Source organism: Aliiroseovarius sediminilitoris, from assembly GCF_900109955.1.
GTDB classification, from domain to species: domain Bacteria; phylum Pseudomonadota; class Alphaproteobacteria; order Rhodobacterales; family Rhodobacteraceae; genus Aliiroseovarius; species Aliiroseovarius sediminilitoris.
In genome coordinates this window covers 3,008,447-3,030,184 of the sequence record NZ_FOJB01000001.1, presented here as the reverse complement: position 1 = coordinate 3,030,184, position 21,738 = coordinate 3,008,447, and the positions used below count along the sequence as shown (strand labels likewise).

Genomic DNA, 21,738 nt, shown 5'->3' with positions numbered 1-21,738 from the left:
GTTTTCCATGACGACACATCATCCGCTTACGCCCGCGCCCCGACACCAATTCGGCACGCCCGAACATCGCGATCAACTGATCACCGACGCAAAGCGGCAGTTCGCATTCTTCAACGCAAGTCTGCGATCCAATGGTGGGTTCCATGTGCTTGGTCATGACGGCACACCCCTTTCGGGCACTCTGCAGGAGCTTCACACAACCACGCGTTTGACCCACGCCTATGCGTTGGGAAAACTGGCGGGGTTAAACGGATGCGATGCGGTGATTGACGCTGGGATGGACCATCTTTGGAGCCATCATCGCGACGCGGATCACGGCGGATATCTCTGGGCGTTGGATGGCGATGCGGTGCAGGATGATCGCAAGCTCGCTTATGGGCATGTGTTCGTGCTTCTGGCCGGGGCCAGCGCCAAGCTGGCCGGGCATCCCGACGCGGATCGCCTGATCGACGACGTGACAAATATTCTTGAACAGAAGTTTTGGGAAGACGATGCAGGGTTGTTCGCGGATGAATGGAACCGCGACTGGTCGCCGTTTTCGACTTACCGCGGCATGAACGCGAATATGCACGGGGTTGAGGCTTTGTTGACCGCCTATGAGGCAACCGGGCGAGATCGGTATCTGGAACAGGCCGGTCGCATTCTTGCATTCTTCATCGGCAAGATCGGCCCGTCGGAAAGCTGGCGTCTGCCCGAGCACTATATGGAAGACTGGCAGGTTGATCGAGGCTACTCCGGCAATCCCATGTTCCGTCCGGCCGGCACCACACCGGGCCATTCTTTCGAGCTTGCGCGGCTCCTGTTGCAGTATTGGGATCTGCGCGGGCGTCCTGACGATGGGTCATACGAAAGTGCATGGGCGCTGACTGAACGTGCATGGATTGATGCTTGGGATGTCAAAAAGGGCGGGCTGTTCTATACGCTGGACTTTGGCGGTGCACCCGCGATCCGGGACCGTTACTGGTGGCCGGTGACGGAAGCGATAGGCGTGCTTGCCAACTTCCTGAAGCTCGACGGATCAGGTTTGCAGAACGATTGGTATAGCCGCCTGTGGCAATTTGCGGACATCCATTTCATCGACCATGAACGAGGCGGCTGGTATCCAGAGATTGACGCGACGGGTCAACCGACGGTCACGCAATTCAATGGCAAACCCGACATCTATCACTCGATCCAGGCATGCCTGTTTCCCTTGACGCCTGGGTTGTCGTCCGTGGCGCTCAACCTAGGTGGAATTCTTGAAAACTAAGCGGAGAAATGCGCGCAATATGATGTGTGTCATTGTGTGACTTCTTCAAATCAGTGCAATGGATCGGTCTGACCGGGCAGTTACTGATCGGCCCGACACGTCTGAAAGAGGATCAAATGTATAAGAAAATTCTTGTCCCGATGGCGCTGGACCACGGCATCTCACCCGAGACACTGGAGATCGCCAGAAACCTTCTGGCAGAAGGTGGCGACATTACCGCATTACACGTCCATGAAGCCCCGCAAGCGTCGGTCAGCGCCTATCTGAACGACGATATCGTAAAGGCTGGGCGCGACCACGCCCACAGCATGTTGATGAAAAAAACTGAAGGTTTGGAAGGGGTCACGCCCGTTCTGCTGACTGGACACACGGCACGTACAATCATCGACTATGCGCATGAGCACGACTTTGATTGCGTCGTGATTGGGTCGCACAAGCCGGGACTGAGCGACTTTTTCCTGGGATCGACCGCAGCGCGGGTGGTTCGGCATTGTCGGTGTGCCGTGCATGTTCAACGAACGCGAGACTGACAAACTGAACTGCCCGGTGGGGGTCCCGGGCAGTTCAGGGGGGTTCGTCAGATTACGTCGTTGAAGAGCTGTGTGATGTTTTCTTTGGTCAGTTCGATCGGGTTGCCGCCACATGAGGGGTCGATCAAGGCACCTTTTACCAGCGTGTCGATATCGGGGTTGCTGACGCCAAGCTCGCTGATCCGCTTGGGGATCGTCATGCTGTCGTTGAAGTCCTGCACGAAGGACTGGAAGCCGTCAAAGCCGCCCTTGATGCCCAGGTATCCGGCGGCCAGGTCGAAGCGGTCCTTGATCGCGGGTGCGTTGAAGCGCAACACCGCGGGCATGCAGATCGCGTTGGTTGTGCCATGATGGGTGTGATACATCGCGCCGATCGGGTGGCTCAGCGCATGGATCGCACCCAGCCCTTTCTGGAAGGCCGTCGCGCCCATGGCCGCCGCGCTCATCATATGGCTCCGCGCTTCGATGTCAGTGCCGTCCGCATAGGCGCGGGGCAGGTTGTCGATCACCAGCTTCATCCCTTCAAGTGCGATGCCCTGGCTCATCGGGTGATAATGCGGGCTTGAATAGGCCTCGACGCAATGGGCGAAGGCATCCAGCCCGGTGCCAGCGGTGATGAATTTCGGCATCCCGACGGTCAGTTCCGGGTCGCAGATCACCACACTGGGCAGCACCTTCGGGTGGAAGATGATCTTCTTCTCATGCGTGTCCGCATTGGTGATGACGCTGGCGCGCCCCACTTCGGACCCGGTGCCGGCCGTGGTCGGCACGGCAACGATGGGCGCGATGGCCCCCGCGTCGGCGCGGGTCCACCAATCGCCGATATCCTCAAAATCCCAGATCGGTCGGGTCTGACCGGCCATGAAGGCCACCATCTTGCCCAGATCCAGCCCCGAGCCGCCGCCAAAGGCGATCACCCCGTCATGGGCGCCCGCCTTGAAGGCTTCGACGCCCGCCACCAAGTTCGCCTCGTTCGGGTTGGGATCAACCTCAGAGAACAGACCGCTGCCCAGCCCGGCGGCGTCCATGATGTCCAGCGTGTTCTTGGTGATCGGCAGGTCGGCCAGACCCTTGTCCGTCACCAGAAGGGGGCGCTTTATCCCCGCCTGCGCGCAGGCCTCGGGCAGTTCCTTGATGCGGCCTGCACCAAACTTGATCGCGGTCGGATAGGACCAGTTTCCTTGAAGGCTCATGGTGTTACCTTTTTCAGATGATAGGATTTCGGACGGGTCAGGTTGTGGAAGCCGATCACCGACAACCCGCCTCCACGCCCGGTGTTCTTGCAGCCGGTCCAGCACAGTCCGGGATCAAGATAATCGGCCCGGTTCATGAAGACCGTGCCGGTCTCGACCTGATCGCCCACGGCTTGCGCACGCTCCAGGTTGCGCGTCCAAAGCGAAGCTGTCAGACCAAACTCGCTGTCATTCATCAGGCGGATCGCCTCGGCATCGTCCTTGACGGCCATGATCCCGACAACCGGCCCAAAACTCTCATCCCGCATCACCCGCATGTCATGGGTGACATTGGTCAGGATCTGCGGCGTCAGATAAGTCCCGCCATCATCTTCCGGGAAGGTGTCGATATGCGCTGTCGCGCCATCCGCCAGCGCCTCGTCAATCTGGGCGCGCACTTCGGCGGCGAACCGCACATGCGCCATCGGGCCAAGCGTGGTCTCCGGGTCCAGCGGGTTGCCCAGCTTGTAGCCTTTCACGATCTCGACCGCCTTGGCGACAAACGCGTCAAACAGGCTTTCATGCACATAGATCCGCTCGATCCCGCAGCAGCACTGGCCTGCGTTGAACATCGCCCCGTCGATCAGCGTCTCGACCGCCGCATCCAGATCGGCATCCTCCATCACATAGCCGGGGTCTTTACCGCCGAGCTCCGTGCCCACGCCGGTAAAGGTGCCAGCCGCCGCGCGCTCCATCGCCTGTCCACCACCGACCGAGCCGGTGAAGTTCACAAAATCGAACGCATTGCCCGCGATCAGATCATTGGTCACGTCATGCGACAGGAACACGTTCTGGAACACCTGCTCGGGAATGCCTGCCGCATGGAAGGCCGCCGCCATCCGTTCGCCTACCAGAAGCGTCTGGGTGGCGTGTTTCAGCATGACCGTATTGCCCGCAATCAGCGCAGGTGCCACCGTGTTGATCGCCGTCATGTAAGGATAGTTCCAGGGCGCGACCACGAACACGACCCCATGCGGCAGCCGCTTGATATAGCGCTTGAATGTCTCGTCCTCGCCAACCTCGATATCGGCCAGCGCCTCGGCCGCGATGCTGGCCATATGAGACGCACGTTCATTGAACCCGCCAAATTCGCCGCCATAGCGCACGGGGCGCCCCATCATATGGGCCAGCTCCGGCACGATCTCGTCATTCATCGCACCCACGGCGGCAACCCCCGCCATCACCAAATCAATCCGCTCCTGAAGCGGACGTGCCGCCCATGCAGCTTGCGCATCGCGCGCGCGCCCGACCGCCGCAACCGCATCGTCCCGCGACAGCGTCTCGCGCGTCACAAAGACCGATCCATCAATCGGAGAGATACATTCCAATATCTGCTTCATTCTGTCCTCATTTCTGAAACACCCCCGCATTTTCTTGTTGAAAATATCCCGGGGGACGCCGAAGGCGGGGGGGCAGCGCCCCCTATGCCCTCTCAAACCCACGCGCAATCTCCCAATCGGTGACAACACGCTCAAACTCTTCGATCTCGACCTCCGCCGCGCGGGAATAGTGATCCACGACCTCATCCCCCATCGCGGCGCGCAACATGGTGGACCCATACAGCGCATCGCGGGCGGTGTGCAGGTTGCCCGGGATCATGCCGGTATCACCTTGATAGACATCGCCCACGGTCGGGGGCTGAAGCTCCAACCCTTCCTCAATCCCTGCAATCCCGGCCGCCAGCATCCCGGCAATGGCCAGATAGGGGTTCATGTCGGACCCCGGAATGCGGCATTCCACGCGTATTGCCTTGGTGCCTTCGCCGCACAGCCGGAACCCCGCCGTGCGGTTGTCCACCGACCAGATGATCCGCGTCGGCGCAAACGTGCCCTTCATGAACCGCTTGTAGCTGTTGATATAGGGCGCCATGAAATAGGTGTAATCCGGCGCATATTTCAAAAGCCCCGCCATGTAGTTCTTCATCAGCGCCGACATGCCCAGCTTGTCATCGGCATCGGCAAAGGCGGGGTTGCCGTCTTTCCACAGCGACTGGTGCACATGGCTGGACGAACCGACCCTGTCATGGTGCCATTTCGGCAGGAAACTTGCGGCATGTCCCTGCTGCCATGCGATTTCCTTCACCGCGTGCTTGGCGATGGAGTGATAGGCTGCGGTCTCAAGTGCGGGCGCGTATTTGATGTTCAACTCTTCCTGCCCGCACTCCGCCTCGCCTTTCGAGTTCTCGATCGGCAGCCCGGCATTCCACAGGTGATTGCGGATCGGCCGCATCACGTGTTCTTCCTTCGTCGTTTGCAGGATGTGGTAATCTTCGTTGTAGCCCGAGATCGGGGCGAGGTCGCGAAAACCCGCTTTGCGAATCTCGTCAAAGCTCTTCTCGAACAGGAAAAACTCCAGCTCGGTCGCGCACATCGCATCAAAGCCCATCTCGGCCAGACGCGCCACCTGACGCTTCAGGATGGCGCGCGGCGAATGGGGCACGTCTTCATGCGTGTGGTGATCCAGCACATCGCACAGCACCAGCACCGTCCCGTCCAGCCAGGGCACCGGGCGCAGCGTGTCCAGATCAGGCTTCATCACATAATCGCCATACCCACGCGCCCAACCGGTCGAAACATAGCCATCAGGCGTCCCCATCTCCAGATCCGTCGCCAGAAGATAATTGCAGCAATGGGTTTCCTCCCAGGCCCCCGCAACAAAGTGACCCGCATGAAACCGCTTGCCCATCAAACGGCCCTGCATATCGACAAAACAAACCAGAACCGTGTCAACATCGCCAGCAGCGACATGAGACTTCAGATCATCAAACGAAAGTGTGGGTGACATTTTGTGAAAACCTTTTGAAAGTGTGCCGGGCGGCGGACCGCCCGGCAATATGCGTGATGCAATGCTTATCCGTAGCGATACGGACGTCCAGCCTTCTGCATCGTTGCGTTATAGGTCTTGATGATGTCCACGACCTTCGCTTTGGTTTCGCTTTCCGCGGCGATTTCGTCCCAGAACTTCACGGCGGCTTCTTCGACCTGCGCCCATTCGGCATCCGGGATGGTTGTCAGTTCCATCTTGGGGCCATTTACCCGCAGGCTGGCCTCGCCGCCCCAATACCACCACTGACGATAATAGTGCGATTGATCACAGCAAACCCGGAACAGTGTTTTCAGATCGTCCGGCAGTTCGTTCCAACGGTCCATATTGGCGAAGAACGACCCGGCCCATGCGCCCGAGATGTTGTTGGTCAGGAAATAGTTGGTCACATCGGCCCAGCCGACGGTGTAGTCCTCGGTGATGCCGGACCATGCGATACCGTCCAGTTCACCGGTCTGGACCGCGACCTCGATATCTTCCCACGGCAGCGTGACGGGAACGACCCCGAACTGCGTCAGGAACCGACCAGCGGTCGGGAAGGTGAAGATCCGTTTGCCCTTCAGATCTTCAAGCGAATTGATTGGATCCTTGGTGGCAAAATGGCACGGATCCCACGCGCCTGCGCTGATATGTTTCACACCGACTTTGGAATATTCCTCGTCCCAGATTTCGTTCAGTCCGTATTGGTTGAACAGAACCGGCACATCCAGCGAATAGCGGGACGCAAACGGGAAATATCCGCCAAACACGGTCACTTCGGTCGGTGAAGCCATTGAATCGTCATCCGACTGCACCGCGTCGATCGTGCCGCGCTGCATGGCCTGGAACAGCTCGCCAGTCGGCACAAGCTGATCCGCAAAGAACAGCTCGATCTGCATCCGATCACCGGCGATCTGGTTGAACATGTCGATGGCCGGTTTGACAACGTGTTCCGCCAGCGCGGGGCCGGCATAGGTTTGCATCCGCCATGTGATGGTGGATTGCGCAAGAACAGGCGTTGCAAGCGGTGCGGCCAAGGCGCCCACACCGGCACCGGCGATAAACTTACGTCTAGTTGTCATTTGTCTTTCTCCTTGTTGCAAAAGTTACGGCCTGTTCTGTCAGGCTCTTTCGTCTAGTTTCCGTACACCCACCCCGGCAGCCACAGCGCGATTTCCGGGAACAGGATGACCAGTGTAAGGGCCAGCACCATCACCAACACGAATGGCAGGATCGAACCGTAAATGTCGCGCAATGTGATTTCCGGGGGGGCCATCGCGCGCATCAAAAACAAGTTATAGCCAAAAGGCGGCGTCATATATGCAATCTGAGTCGTGATTGTATAAAGCACACCATACCAGATCAGATCGAAACCAAGCGCCGAAACCAGCGGCACATAAAGGGGCGCGACGATCACCAGCATCGCCGTGTCATCCAGAAATGTTCCCATCAGGATGAAGCTAAGCTGCATCAGGATCAGAATGACCCATGGATTCAGCCCCAGACGTTCCGTGAACAGCGTTTCAATCGCCTTCACGGCACCCAACCCATCGAACACGGCGCCAAAGGCAAGAGCGGCAAGAATAATCCACATGAACATGCAACTGATGCCAAGGGTCATACGAACGGATGTCTCGAACACTTCCTTGGTCATGCGCCCTTTCAGGACCGCCGCAAGAAATGCGGTCAGGGCGCCAATGGCCGAGCTTTCAACCAGCGATGTCCAGCCGTTGACGAAGGGCACCATCATCGCAGCAAAGATCACCAAGGGTAGCATCCCCGCGCGCAGAAGCGCCAGCTTTTCGGACATGGGGATGTCGCGTTCCTCTTCTGTAAGGGCAGGGCCCAACTCGGGGTTCAGGTGGCAGCGCACGGCGATATAGATGATGAACATCGCGGCCATCATCAGACCGGGCAATACACCTGCAAGCCACAACTGTCCGACAGGTTGTCGCGCAATCATCGCATAGAGGACCAGCACCACCGACGGGGGGACGAGGATGCCCAAGGACGATCCGGCCTGAATGACGCCCGTCACCATTTTCTTGTCATAGTTCCGTTTCAGCAGTTCCGGCAGCGCAATCGTCGCCCCGATGGCCATGCCCGCAACACTCAACCCGTTCATGGCTGAAATCAGGACCATCAGACCAATCGTGCCGATGGCCAGCCCACCTTTAAGCCCACCCATCCAGACGTGAAACATCTTGTAGAGATCATCCGCGATCTTGGATTCCGACAGCACGTAGCCCATGAAAATGAACATCGGCAGGGTCAGAAGCGGATACCATTTCATCAGCTTCATAGCCGAGGAAAAGGCAAGGTCGTAACCACCCCGGTCGCCCCAAAGCACCAATGCTGCAATCACCGCCACGAAACCGATGGCGCCGAACACGCGCTGTCCGGTCAACAGCATCGCCATCATGGTTGCGAACATGAAGATCGCAATCAACTCATACGACATTGTCGATCTCCTCGCCGCGCAGGCGCAGAATGTCTTTGAACAGTTCGGAAAGGGCCTGTAGCAACATCAGCGCGATACCGGTGCACATGATCACTTTGATCGGCCATAGATAGGGGCGCCATGCTGTCGGGCTGCGCTCGCCACCGTATTTGAACGAATAAAGCGTGCTGTCGATACCGCCCCACAAGAGCACCCCCAGATAAAAGATCAGGAACAGGACGGTGATCGTATCGATGGCGGCCTTGCGACGTGTGCTCCACCCGCCATACAGAAGGTCCATCCGCACGTTCGACCCCATCTGGATCGAGTATGGGCCACCCAGAATGTAATAGGCGACCATCGCGAACTGCGCCATTTCCAACGTCCAGAGCGACGGGTTGAAGAAGGTTTTCGAGATCGACGACCACAACAGGATCGCCATCATGACGAAGATGCCATACATGGTCACTCGTCCGATGCGATAGTTGATCTTGTCAACGATGCTGATGAATTTGCGAAGCGCTATCATGTTTTGACGGTTTCCGGTGTGGAGATGTGCGCAGCGACTTGCGACAGAGTGGTGACGAGATGATCGGCCATCGCCTCGGCGGTTGCGGGCGTGTCGATCAGGTCGTTGCGAATTTCGATCATGACATTGTCCAGCCCACGCGCCTCGCCGTGCTTGGCCAGTGTGTAAGTCACGCCGTCACGGGCGGCATAGGGTTCGTTGATTGCCGCGCGGTATGTGCCCCGGTCGCGTTCGATGTTGACGGCCATCGTGGCGGCTCTGCTGTTGTTGTCGTGCAGGTATCCGATGTCCAGCGTCCGGCGCTGACCGTGAAAAACGGGTGTAAAACTGTGCACCGTCACCAACAGCACCGGCGCGTCCACGCGCGCAATCTGTCTATCAATCGCGTAATCTACCGTCGCGTGAAATGGCGCATGGACCGTGTCGAAACGAGACTGTTTGTCAATATCGTTCAGGTCAACATTGCCGGGAATGTCGAATACCTCGCTGCGGGACGGGGTGCAATCTGGGGCTTCCAGGGGTCGGTTGCAGTCGTAAACCAACCGAGAGATCTCACCCACGACAAGGGGGGCATCAAGCCCGGTGCTCAGACACTTGGCGACATCCAAAGCGCCGATATCCCACGCCACGTGTGAGCCTTGCGCATCTTCAGACAGTCCAAGCGCGTCAAGTTCTGGTGGGATGAATCGGGATGCGTGCTCGCAGACCAGCACTATGGGTGCCAGCCCTGTCGAACCGATCAGCGCAGCCGCTGGCCAAGCTGTCCTGAGCATATTTCTTGCCCCCCTGTTTCGCGTTGTGTAATTATCACTACAACGAGTCTGCTTGTGTCAAGATGTATTCTGTAGCTATTGTTACAGTGCTGGTACTGTTGATTGGAATGGTGACAAATGGGAAAGAAGCCTCTCGTCAAAGACCAGATCCGCGAGAAGCAGGATGAACTGACGGCGGCTGAGCGGCGGCTGACCGCCACGCTTCTTGACGATTCTCTGGTTGCGGGTTTGCAGTCCATTACCAAGCTGGCCGAAAGCGCCGAGGTCTCAACCCCGACGATTATCCGGCTGGCCCGCAAACTGGGCTATCAGGGCTTCCCGGACCTGCAAGACGCCATCCGCGAAGAGATCGCCGCCCAAATGAAAGAACCATTGGCGAAGCTGGAAACGGCTGAGTTGTCGGCAGGCAAGGATCATATCATCAGTCGTTTTGCCGAAGCGGTGTCGCGCAATATCAACCGCAGTCTGGAACGGCTGGATCTGGACGAATTCGACAAGGCTGCGGCGCTTTTGTCGGACCTGAACCGACGTCTGTATCTGCTCGGTGGCCGGATCACCCGGTCCAATGCTCATTACTTTTTCAACCATCTTCAAATCATTCGCCCGGGCGTGACGCAGCTGGATTTCTCGCCCAGTGTCTGGCCGCAATCGCTGTTGGACATGGACGAGAATTCGACGCTCATCGTGTTCGACATCCGACGGTATGAAAAGGAACTGGAGCGTCTGGCCAAGCTGGTGGTTGATCATGGTGCAAACATCGTGCTTTTCACCGACCAATGGGGGTCGCCTATTGAACGTTACGCGACCTTCTGTTTCCGCAGCATGGTCGAAGTGCCGTCAAGCTGGGATTCGACCCTTGCCATCAACTTTCTGATTGAAGCGCTGGTGGCAGAAATCCAAAGCCGCAGCGACAGCACCGACCGCATCGCGGCCTTGGAAGACATGATAGGTGAATCGCGAATATTTCGCAGCAACTGACCTGTTGCCGGCGCTTGGGTCGTGGCGCGGTGGTGAATCAGCTGGCGTCAGGTTTGTCGATCAATCCCTGCATCTTGCCGATCGCTGATCGCATGATCTCTTCCAGTCCAATGCGCACTTTATCTGCAAAGGCGACAAACTGCTCTAGCGCGGGTTGGACAGCAGGGAAGCGTTCGCCGATTGTGGGTGCGAAGATGTAAAGAATGGCCAGCAAACACGCCAGAACCACAACAAGAATGAACCCGCGACGGAACCCACCTGCTGCAACTTCGGCACTGTCGGCGGGGTCGACAACAACTTCGCCCGACTCATCCGCTGGCGCGTCGAGCGTCGAGTTTATTTCTTCTATATCAGGAAGAACATTACGCGCCTTGATGTCGTCGGATGTGGGCGCGGTTTCGTTCCGTGCCGCCGCCTGCTCATCCGCCATGGTGTTTTTGATGTTGTCGGCAGTCGCCGCCGGGGCATCATCCAGGCCAAGGTCCGGTTGGGTTTCCAGACCCTCCCGTTCGCTTTCGCGGGCTTTGCGTTCACGCTCGGCCTCTTCTTGCAGGATACTGCGGACACCGTCGTCCAACTGCCGCGCAGGCAAGGCTTCCTCGGAACTGTCACTGACCGCAGAGCCATCGTCAGCCGGATGGTCGGGGGTGTCTTCCGCCGTATCTCCGGCGTCCGTCACTGCCTCGTCATCGAGATCGTCGATGTTGTCGAAAGGGGATTGGATGATACCCGCTTCCGCGCTGGGCGGCAATTGAAACCACCCATGTCCGCAATTGGAACACTGAACGTCACGCCCGTTTTCGGGCATTACACGGTCATCTACTTCGTACTGCGCGCCGCAACTTGGGCAAACCAGACGCATATGCTTTCCTCGATCCCCGGCATTCGGCCCGGGTTTTCCCTGCCATTTCCGCCTCAATATGCCAGTTTCGCTGCGAAAATCAAACCTTTGCAAGCTGTCCATTGAAACAAATGCATAGCTGAGGCAAAACTGTCGCCAAACAAAGGTGAGGGCATCATGTGATCGAGCTGGAACAAGTGTCCTACGGATATGGGGACCACACTCTTTTATCCGACATTTCCATGAAACTTGCGCCGGGTTCGTTTCACTTTTTGACAGGCCCTTCGGGTGCCGGGAAAACGACGTTGATCAAGCTGTGTTATGCAGAGCTGATCGCGACGCAGGGCAGGGTTTCGCTGTTTGATCAGGATGCGCAACGGATGTCCCGGGATGACGTCGCGAAGGCGCGCAGGCGGATCGGCGTTGTGCATCAGGATTGTCAGTTTCTGGATCATCTGGGTATTGCGGAAAACGTGTCCCTTCCCCTGACGGTTTCTGGGCGCAGCCTTGAGAACCCATCCGAACTTGATGACCTGCTGGCTTGGGTGGGGCTGACGGCGCAGCGCGACGCCAAGCCGCCAGAATTGTCAGGTGGTGAACGACAGAGGGCTGCCCTGGCCCGAGCAGTGGTGATGTCGCCGGATGTCATATTGGCGGATGAACCCACCGGGAACATTGATTGGGACATGTCGCTTCGGTTGCTCAGACTGCTGGTCGAATTGAACAAGATGGGCAAGACAGTGCTGATTGCCACCCATGACATGAACCTGATCCGATCTGCCAAGGCACAAATTCAGGCACGGGTGTTACGCATTTCGAACAAGCAGCTCCACCAGGCGGGAGCGGACCTATGAACGCGCGAATGAGCAGTCTGATGCATTTTCTTGCCGGTGACGCGCAGGCGGATCGGGTCGTGCCGCCAACCGGTTACACCGCCCGATTGACGGTGTTTGCGGCGGCGTCGATGGCGTTTCTGGCGGTGTTTGCCCTTGCGCTGTCTCTGGCAACGGGCCGGGTGGCCGATCGATGGGGCGAGGCGCTTGCCAAAAGCTTGACCATCCGCATCACCGCGCCGGTTGATCAGATGGACGCACAGGTATTGGCCGTGATGGAAATTCTGGCGACCACACCGGGGGTCAAGAACGCCCGCCCGCTTGGCGATGACGAGCAGCGCGCGCTTTTGGAGCCGTGGTTCGGGCCTGATCTGCCCCTGGATCAACTGCCCATCCCGAAACTGATCGAAGTTGTCGAGGATGGAGAGGGGTTCGACGCCGACGGGTTGCGCGCGCGGCTTGCGGGGGAAGCCCCCGGCGCGATCCTGGACGATCACACGCGCTGGCGCGAGCCGCTTGTGCGGGCGGCCAAGCGGCTTCGGGCGCTGGGCTTCGTGGCTATTGTTCTGATCGCGGCCTTGTCTGGTGTGGTGATCACCTTGGCAGCCTCGGCGGCGCTGGCGGCAAATGAACAGGTGATCCGCGTGCTGCGACTTGTCGGAGCTCGGGACAGATACATCGCACACGCCTTTGTGCGCCGCTATACGTTGCGGGCGCTGGGCGGGTCCTCCGTTGGGACCGTGCTGGGCGCGTTGGCGATCTTCTTGATGCCGTCGACGGGCGATCAGGGGAACTTTCTGACGGGGCTTGGGTTTGAAGGCTGGCAATGGCTGTGGCCCTTACTGATCCCGCCCCTTGCGGCGCTGGCCGCCTTTGGAGCGACGCGACGAACCGCCCAGACCGTCTTGCAGGAGAAACGATAATGCGCCACGCAGTTCAATGGCTTCGGTCGCTTGTATTCATTGTTCAGATGTATCTGATGATGGCGGTGCTGGCCGTGTTCTTCACGCCGCTGGCGATCTGGAACCGTGACTTTGCCTTTTCTGCGATCCACACCTATTGCCGCTGGGTGCGCTGGACGGCGGGCTGGATGGTTGGGCTGCGCACGGAAATCCGGGGCGAGGTGCCAATGGACGAGGTGGTCATTGCTTCGAAACACCAGAGCTTTCTGGACATCATCATGATCACATCGGCCGTGCCCCGTCCGAAATTCATCATGAAAAGACAGCTCAAATGGGCACCGATTGTTGGATATTATGCCTATCGAATTGGGTGTGTGGCTGTTGATCGCGGCAAGCGCGGCGCGGCAATCAAGCAGATGCTGGCGGACGTGAAGTCAGGGACGGCCTTGCCGGGGCAACTGATCATTTTCCCGCAGGGCACACGTGTCGGGGCGGGCGAGACCAAGCCTTACAAGATCGGCACCGGCGTTCTGTATCGCGAAACCGGACAGCCCTGTGTGCCCGCCTCGACCAATGTGGGGATGTTCTGGAAGCGCCACGGTATCATGCGTTACCCGGGCCTTGCCGTGGTTGAGTTCCACCCGCGTATCGAGCCGGGATTGGAGCTGAATGACTTCATGAAACGGCTGGAAGCAACCGTCGAATCCGGGTCGAACGCCTTGATGAAAGAGGCGAAGTTGGAGGTGGACGCATTATGGATTTCCTGAACTCGATCGAGGAACTTGAGGCGCTGTATGGAGCCCCCAGCATAGGGTCGCAGGTCAAGGTTGCAGATCACCTAATGCCGACCTATCGAAAATGGATCGAGGCGTCTCGCTTCTGCGTGCTGTCTACGGTTGGACCCGAAGGCACCGATGGCACCCCGCGGGGCGATGACGGGCCTGTGGTCATGATCCTCGACGCGCAGACGCTGGCCCTTCCGGATTGGCGTGGGAACAATCGCATTGATAGTCTGCGCAACATCGTTCGTGACCCGCGTGTATCAGTTATGTTCATGGTGTCGGGTTCAACGAACGTGGTGCGCGTGAATGGCGAAGCCCGCCTGACAACTGATGGCGCTTTGCGTGCGCGGTTTGAAAAGGGGGGCAAGCTACCCCAGACAGTTGCCGTGATCCGAATACACGAGGTCTATGTGCAATGCGCAAAAGCCATCATGCGGTCGCGACTTTGGGCCGCTGGCGATGATAGCGGCGATCTTCCCAGCATTGGTGACATATTGAAGGACATGAGCGCGGGGGAATTTGGCGGGGAAGCTTATGACAAGGAATGGCCGGACCGCGCCAAGTCGACGATGTGGTGATGGTATGCGGCGCGCCTAGCCCGCGCTGAACTGTTCAAACGCCTCGCGTGCCTTGGCGCTAAAGGCAATCGACGGGCCGCCACCCATGTAAGACGCCATCGCAAGTGCCTCGTTCAACTCGTCCAGTGTGGCACCCAGACGCACCAATGACCGCACGTGGAAGCCGATACAGCTGTCGCAGCGGGTCGAGATGGCGATGCCAAGCGCGATGAACTCCTTGGTCTTTTCGCTCAACGCGCCGTTCGTCTTGGCGGCTCCGCCCATCTGCGCAAAGCCCTTCATTGTTAAAGGTATGTCTTTGGCAAGATGGTTTATGTTGCCTTCGGTTTCGGCCAGAAATGCTTTCCAGTCCACGCAATGTCCTCCTTCTGGGGAAATCGTGACTTAGCTTGGCAAAACGGGGCAAGCCAACCCGCGCCACGAAGACGTGATGCAGGTATCGGCGGGGGGCGTCGTGTCAGGCCGCCAGCCCCTTCGACCCCATTTTCAGGAACTTTTCGCGACGTTCCTTCATCAGCGCATCGCCTTTCTGGCGCTTCTTCAGTGCTTTCAGCTCGGCTTCGACAGCTTTTCCAACGGCGGCGATAGCCTCGGCGCGCCCGCGTTGCGCGCCACCCAGGGGTTCGGGGATGATCTGGTCGATCACGCCGAGCTGTTTCAGATCCTGCGCGGTCAGGCGCAGGGCCTCGGCGGCTTCGCGCATCTTCTCGGAATCTTTCCACAAGATCGAGGCGCAGCCTTCCGGGCTGATCACCGAATAGATCGAGTGTTCCAGCATCATCACCGTGTTGGCGGTCGCCAGCGCAACCGCACCGCCAGAGCCACCTTCGCCGATGATGACAGAGATCACCGGTGATTTCACATTCAGGCTGCGTTCGGTTGACCGCGCGATCGCCTCGGACTGGCCGCGTTCTTCCGCGCCTTTGCCGGGATAGGCACCGGGGGTGTCCACCAGCATCACGATGGGCAGGCCAAAGCGGTCGGCCAGATCCATCAGGCGAATGGCCTTGCGATAGCCTTCGGGCCGTGCCATGCCAAAATTGCGTTCAATCCGCGACTTCGTGTCGTTGCCCTTCTCTTGCCCCATCACCACAACCGGGATGTCGCCAAGACGAGCCAGTCCGCCCATAACGGCGTGGTCATCGGCGAAGTTTCTGTCTCCGGCCAGCGGGGTGTATTCTGTGAACAGCGCTTCGATATAGTCTTTGCAATGCGGACGGTCGGGGTGGCGCGCGACCAGACATTTCCGCCAGGGCGAGAGGTCTTTATAGAGATCTTTAAGCAGCGTGCTCGCTTTGGCATCCAACCCAGCGGCCTCGCCCTCCACATCCATCTCTTCGTTTGAACGGGCAAGGGCGCGAAGCTCTTCTGCCTTGCCTTCGATTTCAGCCAGCGGTTTCTCAAACTCAAGATAGTTGGTCATGGCCCTGCCCCATTGCATAATGTTCATGCCTATATGCCGCTTGCCGCGCGGCAATACAACTGTTGCTCGTTTTATCCGCTATGCAAATTGGCAAGATTTATGCAGTGACGGCAGCGTAGAAATGACGGGAAAGAGTAAGAGGGAGCGGCTATGCGATACGAAGATTGGCTGTTGCGGGTGCTGACCTATATCCACGACAACCCGGATGGGGATTTGTCACTGGATCGGTTGGCAGATGTCGCGGCGATGTCGCGGTTTCACTGGCATCGCGTGTTCCATGCGATGACTGGCGAGACGTGCGCGCAAGTCGTTCGGCGTATGCGTCTGCATCGCGCTGCGGGACGGTTGGTTCGAGAACAGACCGCTGTAGAGAATATTGCGCAGGCGTGCGGCTATCCCAATCCGCGCAGTTTTACCCAAGCGTTTCGCGCCTCGTATGGTGTGTCCCCGATTGCCTTTCGTAAAATCGGCCGGCTGGACGCCCCGGCACTTTTACAACGAATAGGAGATTTGACGATGCATCCCGTGGAAATTCGCGATAACCCTACCCGTCGCTTGATCGGTTTGTCCCATAAAGGCGCATACATGAACATCGGCGAGAAATTCGAAGCCGCTGCGGCCATGATCGGAGCGCGGAACTTGTGGGAAGATTGCGGGCCGATGATCGGTGTCTATTTTGATGACCCGGACGCTGTTGATGAAAAAGACCTGCGCAGTTTTGCGGGGGCGGAATGGCGTGGTGGTGACATACCGGACGGGTTCGAAACCGTCGAGATCAGGGGGGGGCGAACGGCGGTGATGACCTACAAGGGGCCATATGCCACCCTGAAATCGGGATATGATGCGCTCTATGGGGGCTGGCTGCCGACATCTGGGGAAACCCCGGCAGACGCCCCGTGTTACGAGATCAACCTGAACGATCCGCGCGACACCCCGCCCGATGAGTTACTGACCGATCTCTGCATGCCTCTGGCATAACATGGCGGAGTGTGGTGGGGATGTCCCCGCCACACTTGCCGGCGTGCCTTAGCTGCCTGCGATCAGTTCAGCCTTGGCCACGATAACCTCGGCCTGCTTGATCGACGCGATATCGACAAGACGGCCCTTATAGACCGTGGCGCCTTCGCCGTTGGCCTTGGCCTGCTCCATGGCGGCGAGGATCTCGCGCGCTTCAGACACGGCTTCGTCTGACGGAGTGAATACTTCGTTTGCCAGCGCAATCTGCTTGGGGTGGATCGCCCATTTGCCGACCATGCCCAACGTGGCCGAGCGTTTGGCTTGGGCAATGTAGCCCTCATCATCCGAAAAATCTCCGAACGGCCCATCGACCGGCAGAATACCATGGGTGCGGCAGGCGGCAACAATGGCGGCTTGTGCCCAGTGCCACGGGTCCGACCAATGCCTTTCGCCCCCACGCAGCATGTAGTAGTTCTCCTGCGTGCCGCCGATCCCGGTGGTTTGCATCCCCATCGACGCCGCGAAATCTGCCGCACCCAGGGACATGGCTTGCAGACGAGGCGACGAGGCCGCGATGGCTTCGACATGCGCGATGCCTGCGGCACTTTCGATAATCACTTCGAAGCTGATTGGTTTGCTGCGGCCTTTGGCGCGTTCGATGGCAGTGGCCAGCGCGTCGACGGCATAGATATCCTCGGCGCAGCCGACTTTGGGGATCATGATCTGATCCAGCCGGTCGCCCGCCTGTTCCAGCAGGTCCACCACGTCACGATACCAATAGGGCGTGTCCAATCCGTTGATCCGAACCGAAAGATACTTGTTGCCCCAATCGACGGTGTTGATCGCCTCGATCGCGTTGGCGCGGGCCGCGTCCTTGTCTGAAGGGGCAACGCTGTCCTCAAGGTCGATATTGATCACATCGGCTGCGGATGTCGCCATCTTCGCGAACAGCTTGGTGTTGGAGGCGGGGCCAAACAACTGGCAACGGTTCGGGCGGGCAGGAGCGGCGGGTTGGATGCGGAAGGACATGTGTCGCCTTTCGGTAATGAAGTTGCGATTTCTTGGACGCAATCGTTATTAAATTACCGTGCGGTTCGCAAGATCATTTTGCAGATGCAGAATCTTTGTGCTGCGGCGGCACAGAAGCGCAAGGGATTAAGCGTATTCTATAAATAAGCAGAAGAACCTTCGGCCAATTTTGAAGTTTATGAAGGAAAATTCTAAATATTTTCGAATGTCCGCCGATTCCGCAAGAAATTTGATGCGATCCTCGTGGATTATCCCTTAACAAGATTCGACGAGGGCGCGATCATGATCAAGACACCATATCTGTTGTTTCTGGGCGATGCACCCGATCAACTGGCAGCCAAGGTTGCGCAGGGCATCAAAGACTGGCGGCCTGAGAACGCCGTCGGACAATACCGCATGGATGGCTGCAAGGCGGATCTGGGCCTGACGGATATGACCCTGCGCGAAGCCAGGGCAGCCGGAGCCAAGACGCTTGTGATCGGTGTGGCCAACCGCGGTGGTGTGATTTCACAAGCCTGGAAAAAGGTGCTGGTAATGGCGCTTGAGGAAGGGTTCGATCTTGCATCGGGCCTGCACAACCTGCTGCGTGACGAGCCTGATTTGGCCGCCGTGGCACAAGCCACCGGGCGTGTCCTGCATGATGTGCGTCTGCCCGAGGTAAGATATCCCATCGCCAATGGCAAGAAACGCACCGGCAAGCGGTGTCTGGCGGTCGGTACGGATTGTTCGGTGGGCAAGATGTACACGGCGCTGGCAATGGACAAGGAAATGCGTGCGCGTGGTATGAACTGTTCATTCCGGGCCACTGGGCAAACGGGTATCCTGATCACCGGTGATGGTGCCCCCTTGGACGCCGTGGTGGCGGATTTCATGGCGGGATCGGTGGAATATATTTCACCTGACAATGACCCCGACCACTGGGATTTGATAGAGGGGCAGGGGTCACTGTTCCATGCCTCTTATTCCGGGGTGACGATGGCTCTGATTCACGGTGGCCAGCCTGACGCCCTGATCCTGTGCCACGAACCGACACGGGAACATATGCGTGGCCTGCCGGATTATCGGTTGCCAACGTTGGAAGACCTGCGCGATGTCGCTCTGACTTTGGCAAAGGTCGTGAATCCCACCTGTCAGGTCATTGGCATTTCGGTCAACACACAGCACATGAGCGAGGCCGACGCCGCCGCCTATCTGGCCGAGTTGGAAACCCGGATGGGCCTGCCTGCCACTGATCCGTTTCGCTTCGGGGCTGAAAAGCTGGTCGATGCGCTGGCGACGGTCTAGGCTACCCGTTCAGGGCACCAGGGGGCGGCAATGAAGATTTCAGTCACGGCGGACATTTTCAAACTGGCCGAGGTGTTCACCATTTCGCGCGGGTCGCGGACTGAAGCCAAGGTTCTGACGGTTCGCGTCCAGGATGGCGACCATCAAGGGTGGGGCGAATGTGTGCCCTATGCGCGCTATGGCGAAACGCTGGACAGCGTCACGGATGAAATCATGGGGCTGCCTTCTGACGTGACCCGGCAGGCGCTCTATGATCTGTTGCCGGCTGGCGCGGCTCGCAACGCGGTCGATTGCGCCTTGTGGGATCTGTTAGCCAAGCGCTCAGGCAAGCGCGTGTGGGAACTGGCGGGCTTGCCCGCCCCCGGCCCCGAGATCACCGCTTACACCCTGTCTCTGGCAGACCCCGCCCAGATGCAGGCGCAGGCGGCAAAGCACGCCCATCGCCCGCTTCTGAAAATCAAGCTGGGCACGCCTGATGATATGCCCCGGCTTGAGGCCGTGCGCGCTGGTGCTCCCAATGCCAAGATCATCGTCGACGCCAATGAAGGCTGGTCCGCCGATGTCTATGCCGACCTTGCCCCGCATTTGGTGCGGCTTGGTGTCAGCCTTGTCGAACAGCCCTTGCCCGCAGGCAAGGATGAGGCGCTGATTGGCATGGAGCGCCCCGTGCCGGTTTGTGCTGATGAAAGCTGCCATGATCGCACCAGCCTGCCAAAGCTGAAGGGCAAATATGACGTGGTGAATATCAAGCTGGACAAGACCGGCGGACTGACCGAGGCGCTGGCGCTGCGTGACGCGGCCGCGGCCGAAGGCTACAAGGTCATGGTGGGCTGCATGGTCGGATCGTCGCTGGCGATGGCGCCGGCCACACTGCTCGCGCAAGGGGCGATGGTCACGGATCTGGATGGACCTCTGTTGCTGTCCCAGGATCGGGACACGCCGCTTGTTTTCGACGAAAAAGGCGTCCACCCGCCCACTTCGGCTTTGTGGGGGTGAGGGCTTAGCTTCGCCCTGCGATCTGGGTCAGGAACACGCCAAGCCCCATGACCGCGATCCCGGACAGACGCCAGAAGGAAAGCGGGCTGGGCTGCGCCCCGAACAGTCCATAATGGTCGATGGCGGCGGCGGAGATGAGTTGGCCCAGCAGCACGAAGAACACCGCATTGCCGACGCCAAAACTGGGGGCCACCCATGTGATCGTCAACACGTAGAAGGCGACAAGACAGCCTGCGAAGAACAAATGCGGCGGCGACCCGACAGCGCCCCTGAGCGAGCCACCGGAGAACAGGAACACAACCCCAGCGGTCAGAAGCGCCACCAGAAACAGGATCATCCCGGCCGCTATCGGCGACCCCATGCGCTGACCCAATGCGGCGTTCAATGCGGCCAGAACCGGGATGCCAATCCCGGCGGTCAGCATGATGGCAGCGGATTGTGTTGCGGTTGGCATTCGATTTCCCTTTTGCATCTTTCACGGACCCGAGTATCAACAGCCAGAACAGGAATTGCCGCACGGGTCAATGCGCCCGGCTCGCGTCACACCAAGGAGAGACGACATGACCCGCACCGTTTACGTGAACGGAGAGTATTTGCCCGAAACCGAGGCCAGGATCTCGATCTTTGACCGGGGATTCCTGTTCGCGGACGCTGTTTACGAAGTGACAAGCGTTCTGGGTGGCAAGATGATTGCCTTTGACGGCCATGCGGAACGGTTGAAACGGTCCCTGAGCGAGCTGGACATGGACAACCCGATCTCGACCGAAGATCTGTTGGAGGTTCATCGCGAACTGGTGCGCCTGAACGGGATCGACGAGGGGTTGATCTATCTGCAAATCTCGCGTGGCGCGGCATCGGATCGGGATTTCGCTTTTCCTGATCCCGACGAGGTGAAGCCGACTGTGGTTCTGTTCACGCAGTCGAAGCCGGGTCTTGCGGAAACCGTGAGGCCGATGAAAGTCATCTCGATCGACGATATTCGCTGGGGGCGCCGCGACATTAAGACGGTGCAATTGCTTTATCCGTCGATGGGCAAGATGATGGCCAAGGCGGCGGGGGCTGATGACGCCTGGATGGTCGAAGACGGCTATGTCACCGAAGGCACGTCGAACAACGTGTATATCGTGAAGGACGGCAAGATCATCACCCGCGCGCTGTCCAATGACATCCTGCACGGGATCACCCGCGCCGCCGTGCTGCGCTATGCCGAAGAGGCGCAGATGGAGGTTGAAGAACGCAACTTCACCATCGAAGAAGCCCAGAACGCTGACGAGGCGTTTTTTACCTCGGCGTCCGCTTTCGTGATGCCCGTGGTGCAGATTGACGACAAAAAACTGGGTGGCGGCGAACCGGGGCGGGTGGCATTGCGCCTGCGTGAAATCTATCTGGATGAAAGTCTGAAAACCGCGGTTTGAGGGATTCACGCCCCGCATATGCAATGCAAGCCCCTTAGCAGATGCGTTGTCGATTGCTCCCAGCCTCGGTTGCGGCCTGAACCGGCGCACGGCCCGCTACCCACCCTGAACAGTCCTTGCCACGTGATCAGCGTCCACATGCGGCAAATATTCGTGGCAGCATAC

23 protein-coding genes are annotated in these 21,738 nt (G+C 58.7%); 11 read left to right on the top strand and 12 right to left on the bottom strand.

Going from position 1 to position 21,738, the window contains the following annotated elements; translation table 11 throughout:
- Positions 1 to 7: 7 nt before the first annotated feature.
- Both BMY55_RS14965 and BMY55_RS14960 read left to right on the top strand, forming a co-directional pair.
- Positions 8 to 1,249 (top strand): AGE family epimerase/isomerase, encoded by a 1,242-nt coding sequence (locus tag BMY55_RS14965; protein WP_091431822.1) that lies wholly within the window; start codon positions 8 to 10, stop codon positions 1,247 to 1,249.
- 116 nt (positions 1,250 to 1,365) lie between these two features.
- The gene (locus BMY55_RS14960; protein WP_091432718.1) at positions 1,366 to 1,779 is read left to right on the top strand and encodes a universal stress protein; all 414 of its coding nucleotides are present in this window, start codon (positions 1,366 to 1,368) and stop codon (positions 1,777 to 1,779) included.
- 47 nt (positions 1,780 to 1,826) lie between these two features.
- Here BMY55_RS14960 and BMY55_RS14955 read toward each other — a convergent pair whose 3' ends face one another.
- The 7 genes from BMY55_RS14955 to BMY55_RS14925 form a co-directional block, all read right to left on the bottom strand.
- Entirely contained in the window at positions 1,827 to 2,972 is a 1,146-nt protein-coding gene (locus BMY55_RS14955) for an iron-containing alcohol dehydrogenase (protein WP_091431820.1), read from the bottom strand.
- Positions 2,969 to 4,351, bottom strand: a complete 1,383-nt coding sequence (locus BMY55_RS14950) for an aldehyde dehydrogenase family protein (RefSeq protein ID WP_091431818.1) — start codon at positions 4,349 to 4,351, stop codon at positions 2,969 to 2,971. The genes BMY55_RS14955 and BMY55_RS14950 overlap by 4 nt, the downstream gene beginning before the upstream one ends.
- Before the next feature lie 82 nt (positions 4,352 to 4,433).
- Positions 4,434 to 5,795 (bottom strand): glutamine synthetase family protein, encoded by a 1,362-nt coding sequence (locus tag BMY55_RS14945; protein WP_091431816.1) that lies wholly within the window; start codon positions 5,793 to 5,795, stop codon positions 4,434 to 4,436.
- A gap of 65 nt (positions 5,796 to 5,860) precedes the next feature.
- Complete coding sequence (locus tag BMY55_RS14940; RefSeq protein ID WP_091431815.1) at positions 5,861 to 6,895, bottom strand: TRAP transporter substrate-binding protein; 1,035 nt, start codon at positions 6,893 to 6,895, stop codon at positions 5,861 to 5,863.
- Between the two features lie 53 nt (positions 6,896 to 6,948).
- Positions 6,949 to 8,274, bottom strand: a complete 1,326-nt coding sequence (locus tag BMY55_RS14935; protein WP_091431813.1) for a TRAP transporter large permease — start codon at positions 8,272 to 8,274, stop codon at positions 6,949 to 6,951.
- Positions 8,264 to 8,782: a TRAP transporter small permease subunit gene (locus tag BMY55_RS14930; protein ID WP_091431811.1), complete on the bottom strand. Its 519-nt coding sequence runs from the start codon at positions 8,780 to 8,782 to the stop codon at positions 8,264 to 8,266. Before BMY55_RS14930 ends, BMY55_RS14935 begins: the two co-directional genes overlap by 11 nt.
- A complete protein-coding gene (locus BMY55_RS14925) occupies positions 8,779 to 9,555 on the bottom strand; it encodes an N-formylglutamate amidohydrolase (RefSeq protein ID WP_091431810.1) in 777 nt (258 codons plus the stop codon). Before BMY55_RS14925 ends, BMY55_RS14930 begins: the two co-directional genes overlap by 4 nt.
- A gap of 117 nt (positions 9,556 to 9,672) precedes the next feature.
- On the opposite strand from BMY55_RS14925, the gene BMY55_RS14920 reads away from it, so the two are divergent.
- On the top strand, positions 9,673 to 10,533 hold the full coding sequence (locus BMY55_RS14920; RefSeq protein WP_091431809.1) for a MurR/RpiR family transcriptional regulator: 861 nt from the start codon (positions 9,673 to 9,675) through the stop codon (positions 10,531 to 10,533).
- Between the two features lie 37 nt (positions 10,534 to 10,570).
- Here the strand turns inward: BMY55_RS14920 and BMY55_RS14915 are convergent, their stop codons facing one another.
- Positions 10,571 to 11,395 (bottom strand): zinc-ribbon domain-containing protein, encoded by an 825-nt coding sequence (locus tag BMY55_RS14915; RefSeq protein ID WP_177179363.1) that lies wholly within the window; start codon positions 11,393 to 11,395, stop codon positions 10,571 to 10,573.
- A gap of 158 nt (positions 11,396 to 11,553) precedes the next feature.
- On the opposite strand from BMY55_RS14915, the gene BMY55_RS14910 reads away from it, so the two are divergent.
- The 4 genes from BMY55_RS14910 to BMY55_RS14895 are packed head-to-tail and all read left to right on the top strand — an operon-like array spanning position 11,554 to position 14,469.
- Positions 11,554 to 12,228, top strand: coding sequence for a cell division ATP-binding protein FtsE (locus tag BMY55_RS14910; RefSeq protein ID WP_091431806.1), 675 nt, complete (start codon positions 11,554 to 11,556; stop codon positions 12,226 to 12,228).
- Between the two features lie 8 nt (positions 12,229 to 12,236).
- Complete coding sequence (locus BMY55_RS14905) at positions 12,237 to 13,130, top strand: cell division protein FtsX (RefSeq protein WP_407639070.1); 894 nt, start codon at positions 12,237 to 12,239, stop codon at positions 13,128 to 13,130.
- Positions 13,130 to 13,876 carry a lysophospholipid acyltransferase family protein gene (locus BMY55_RS14900; RefSeq protein WP_091431803.1) on the top strand — a complete coding sequence of 249 codons (747 nt, stop codon included), beginning with the start codon at positions 13,130 to 13,132 and terminating at the stop codon, positions 13,874 to 13,876. Before BMY55_RS14905 ends, BMY55_RS14900 begins: the two co-directional genes overlap by 1 nt.
- Positions 13,864 to 14,469: a pyridoxamine 5'-phosphate oxidase family protein gene (locus BMY55_RS14895; RefSeq protein WP_091431801.1), complete on the top strand. Its 606-nt coding sequence runs from the start codon at positions 13,864 to 13,866 to the stop codon at positions 14,467 to 14,469. The genes BMY55_RS14900 and BMY55_RS14895 overlap by 13 nt, the downstream gene beginning before the upstream one ends.
- Before the next feature lie 15 nt (positions 14,470 to 14,484).
- Here BMY55_RS14895 and BMY55_RS14890 read toward each other — a convergent pair whose 3' ends face one another.
- Together BMY55_RS14890 and BMY55_RS14885 are read right to left on the bottom strand one after the other, a co-directional pair.
- Positions 14,485 to 14,823, bottom strand: coding sequence for a carboxymuconolactone decarboxylase family protein (locus tag BMY55_RS14890; protein ID WP_091431800.1), 339 nt, complete (start codon positions 14,821 to 14,823; stop codon positions 14,485 to 14,487).
- 103 nt (positions 14,824 to 14,926) lie between these two features.
- Positions 14,927 to 15,892: an acetyl-CoA carboxylase carboxyltransferase subunit alpha gene (locus BMY55_RS14885; RefSeq protein WP_091432715.1), complete on the bottom strand. Its 966-nt coding sequence runs from the start codon at positions 15,890 to 15,892 to the stop codon at positions 14,927 to 14,929.
- Positions 15,893 to 16,042: 150 nt separating this feature from the next.
- Here BMY55_RS14885 and BMY55_RS14880 point away from each other — a divergent pair, with 150 nt between their 5' ends.
- Positions 16,043 to 16,870, top strand: coding sequence for an AraC family transcriptional regulator (locus tag BMY55_RS14880; protein WP_091431798.1), 828 nt, complete (start codon positions 16,043 to 16,045; stop codon positions 16,868 to 16,870).
- Positions 16,871 to 16,918: 48 nt separating this feature from the next.
- Here the strand turns inward: BMY55_RS14880 and BMY55_RS14875 are convergent, their stop codons facing one another.
- Positions 16,919 to 17,878, bottom strand: coding sequence for an L-malyl-CoA/beta-methylmalyl-CoA lyase (locus tag BMY55_RS14875; protein ID WP_091431797.1), 960 nt, complete (start codon positions 17,876 to 17,878; stop codon positions 16,919 to 16,921).
- Between the two features lie 282 nt (positions 17,879 to 18,160).
- On the opposite strand from BMY55_RS14875, the gene dgcN reads away from it, so the two are divergent.
- Both dgcN and dgcA read left to right on the top strand, forming a co-directional pair.
- Entirely contained in the window at positions 18,161 to 19,162 is a 1,002-nt protein-coding gene (gene dgcN / locus BMY55_RS14870; RefSeq protein WP_091432713.1) for an N-acetyltransferase DgcN, read from the top strand.
- Positions 19,163 to 19,192: 30 nt separating this feature from the next.
- Entirely contained in the window at positions 19,193 to 20,158 is a 966-nt protein-coding gene (dgcA, locus tag BMY55_RS14865; protein ID WP_091431795.1) for an N-acetyl-D-Glu racemase DgcA, read from the top strand.
- Positions 20,159 to 20,162: 4 nt separating this feature from the next.
- Here the strand turns inward: dgcA and BMY55_RS14860 are convergent, their stop codons facing one another.
- On the bottom strand, positions 20,163 to 20,612 hold the full coding sequence (locus BMY55_RS14860; RefSeq protein WP_091432710.1) for a DMT family transporter: 450 nt from the start codon (positions 20,610 to 20,612) through the stop codon (positions 20,163 to 20,165).
- Between the two features lie 106 nt (positions 20,613 to 20,718).
- Between BMY55_RS14860 and BMY55_RS14855 the strand changes: the two genes are divergently transcribed.
- Positions 20,719 to 21,573, top strand: a complete 855-nt coding sequence (locus BMY55_RS14855) for a D-amino-acid transaminase (protein ID WP_091431793.1) — start codon at positions 20,719 to 20,721, stop codon at positions 21,571 to 21,573.
- The last annotated feature ends 165 nt before the right edge of the window (positions 21,574 to 21,738 follow it).

Excerpts from the sequence above, each read along its gene's own strand:
- BMY55_RS14950 (WP_091431818.1), bottom strand. The coding sequence starts at position 4,351 with ATGAAGCAGATATTGGAATGTATCTCTCCGATTGATGGATCGGTCTTT.
- BMY55_RS14905 (WP_407639070.1), top strand. The coding sequence starts at position 12,237 with ATGAGCAGTCTGATGCATTTTCTTGCCGGTGACGCGCAGGCGGATCGG.
- BMY55_RS14955 (WP_091431820.1), bottom strand. The coding sequence starts at position 2,972 with ATGAGCCTTCAAGGAAACTGGTCCTATCCGACCGCGATCAAGTTTGGT.
- BMY55_RS14895 (WP_091431801.1), top strand. The coding sequence starts at position 13,864 with ATGGATTTCCTGAACTCGATCGAGGAACTTGAGGCGCTGTATGGAGCC.
- BMY55_RS14885 (WP_091432715.1), bottom strand. The coding sequence starts at position 15,892 with ATGACCAACTATCTTGAGTTTGAGAAACCGCTGGCTGAAATCGAAGGC.
- BMY55_RS14920 (WP_091431809.1), top strand. The coding sequence starts at position 9,673 with ATGGGAAAGAAGCCTCTCGTCAAAGACCAGATCCGCGAGAAGCAGGAT.
- BMY55_RS14880 (WP_091431798.1), top strand. The coding sequence starts at position 16,043 with ATGCGATACGAAGATTGGCTGTTGCGGGTGCTGACCTATATCCACGAC.
- BMY55_RS14960 (WP_091432718.1), top strand. The coding sequence starts at position 1,366 with ATGTATAAGAAAATTCTTGTCCCGATGGCGCTGGACCACGGCATCTCA.
- BMY55_RS14860 (WP_091432710.1), bottom strand. The coding sequence starts at position 20,612 with ATGCCAACCGCAACACAATCCGCTGCCATCATGCTGACCGCCGGGATT.
- BMY55_RS14915 (WP_177179363.1), bottom strand. The coding sequence starts at position 11,395 with ATGCGTCTGGTTTGCCCAAGTTGCGGCGCGCAGTACGAAGTAGATGAC.
- BMY55_RS14875 (WP_091431797.1), bottom strand. The coding sequence starts at position 17,878 with ATGTCCTTCCGCATCCAACCCGCCGCTCCTGCCCGCCCGAACCGTTGC.
- BMY55_RS14855 (WP_091431793.1), top strand. The coding sequence starts at position 20,719 with ATGACCCGCACCGTTTACGTGAACGGAGAGTATTTGCCCGAAACCGAG.
- BMY55_RS14940 (WP_091431815.1), bottom strand. The coding sequence starts at position 6,895 with ATGACAACTAGACGTAAGTTTATCGCCGGTGCCGGTGTGGGCGCCTTG.
- BMY55_RS14930 (WP_091431811.1), bottom strand. The coding sequence starts at position 8,782 with ATGATAGCGCTTCGCAAATTCATCAGCATCGTTGACAAGATCAACTAT.
- BMY55_RS14965 (WP_091431822.1), top strand. The coding sequence starts at position 8 with ATGACGACACATCATCCGCTTACGCCCGCGCCCCGACACCAATTCGGC.
- BMY55_RS14945 (WP_091431816.1), bottom strand. The coding sequence starts at position 5,795 with ATGTCACCCACACTTTCGTTTGATGATCTGAAGTCTCATGTCGCTGCT.
- BMY55_RS14925 (WP_091431810.1), bottom strand. The coding sequence starts at position 9,555 with ATGCTCAGGACAGCTTGGCCAGCGGCTGCGCTGATCGGTTCGACAGGG.
- BMY55_RS14900 (WP_091431803.1), top strand. The coding sequence starts at position 13,130 with ATGCGCCACGCAGTTCAATGGCTTCGGTCGCTTGTATTCATTGTTCAG.
- BMY55_RS14935 (WP_091431813.1), bottom strand. The coding sequence starts at position 8,274 with ATGTCGTATGAGTTGATTGCGATCTTCATGTTCGCAACCATGATGGCG.
- dgcA (WP_091431795.1), top strand. The coding sequence starts at position 19,193 with ATGAAGATTTCAGTCACGGCGGACATTTTCAAACTGGCCGAGGTGTTC.
- dgcN (WP_091432713.1), top strand. The coding sequence starts at position 18,161 with ATGATCAAGACACCATATCTGTTGTTTCTGGGCGATGCACCCGATCAA.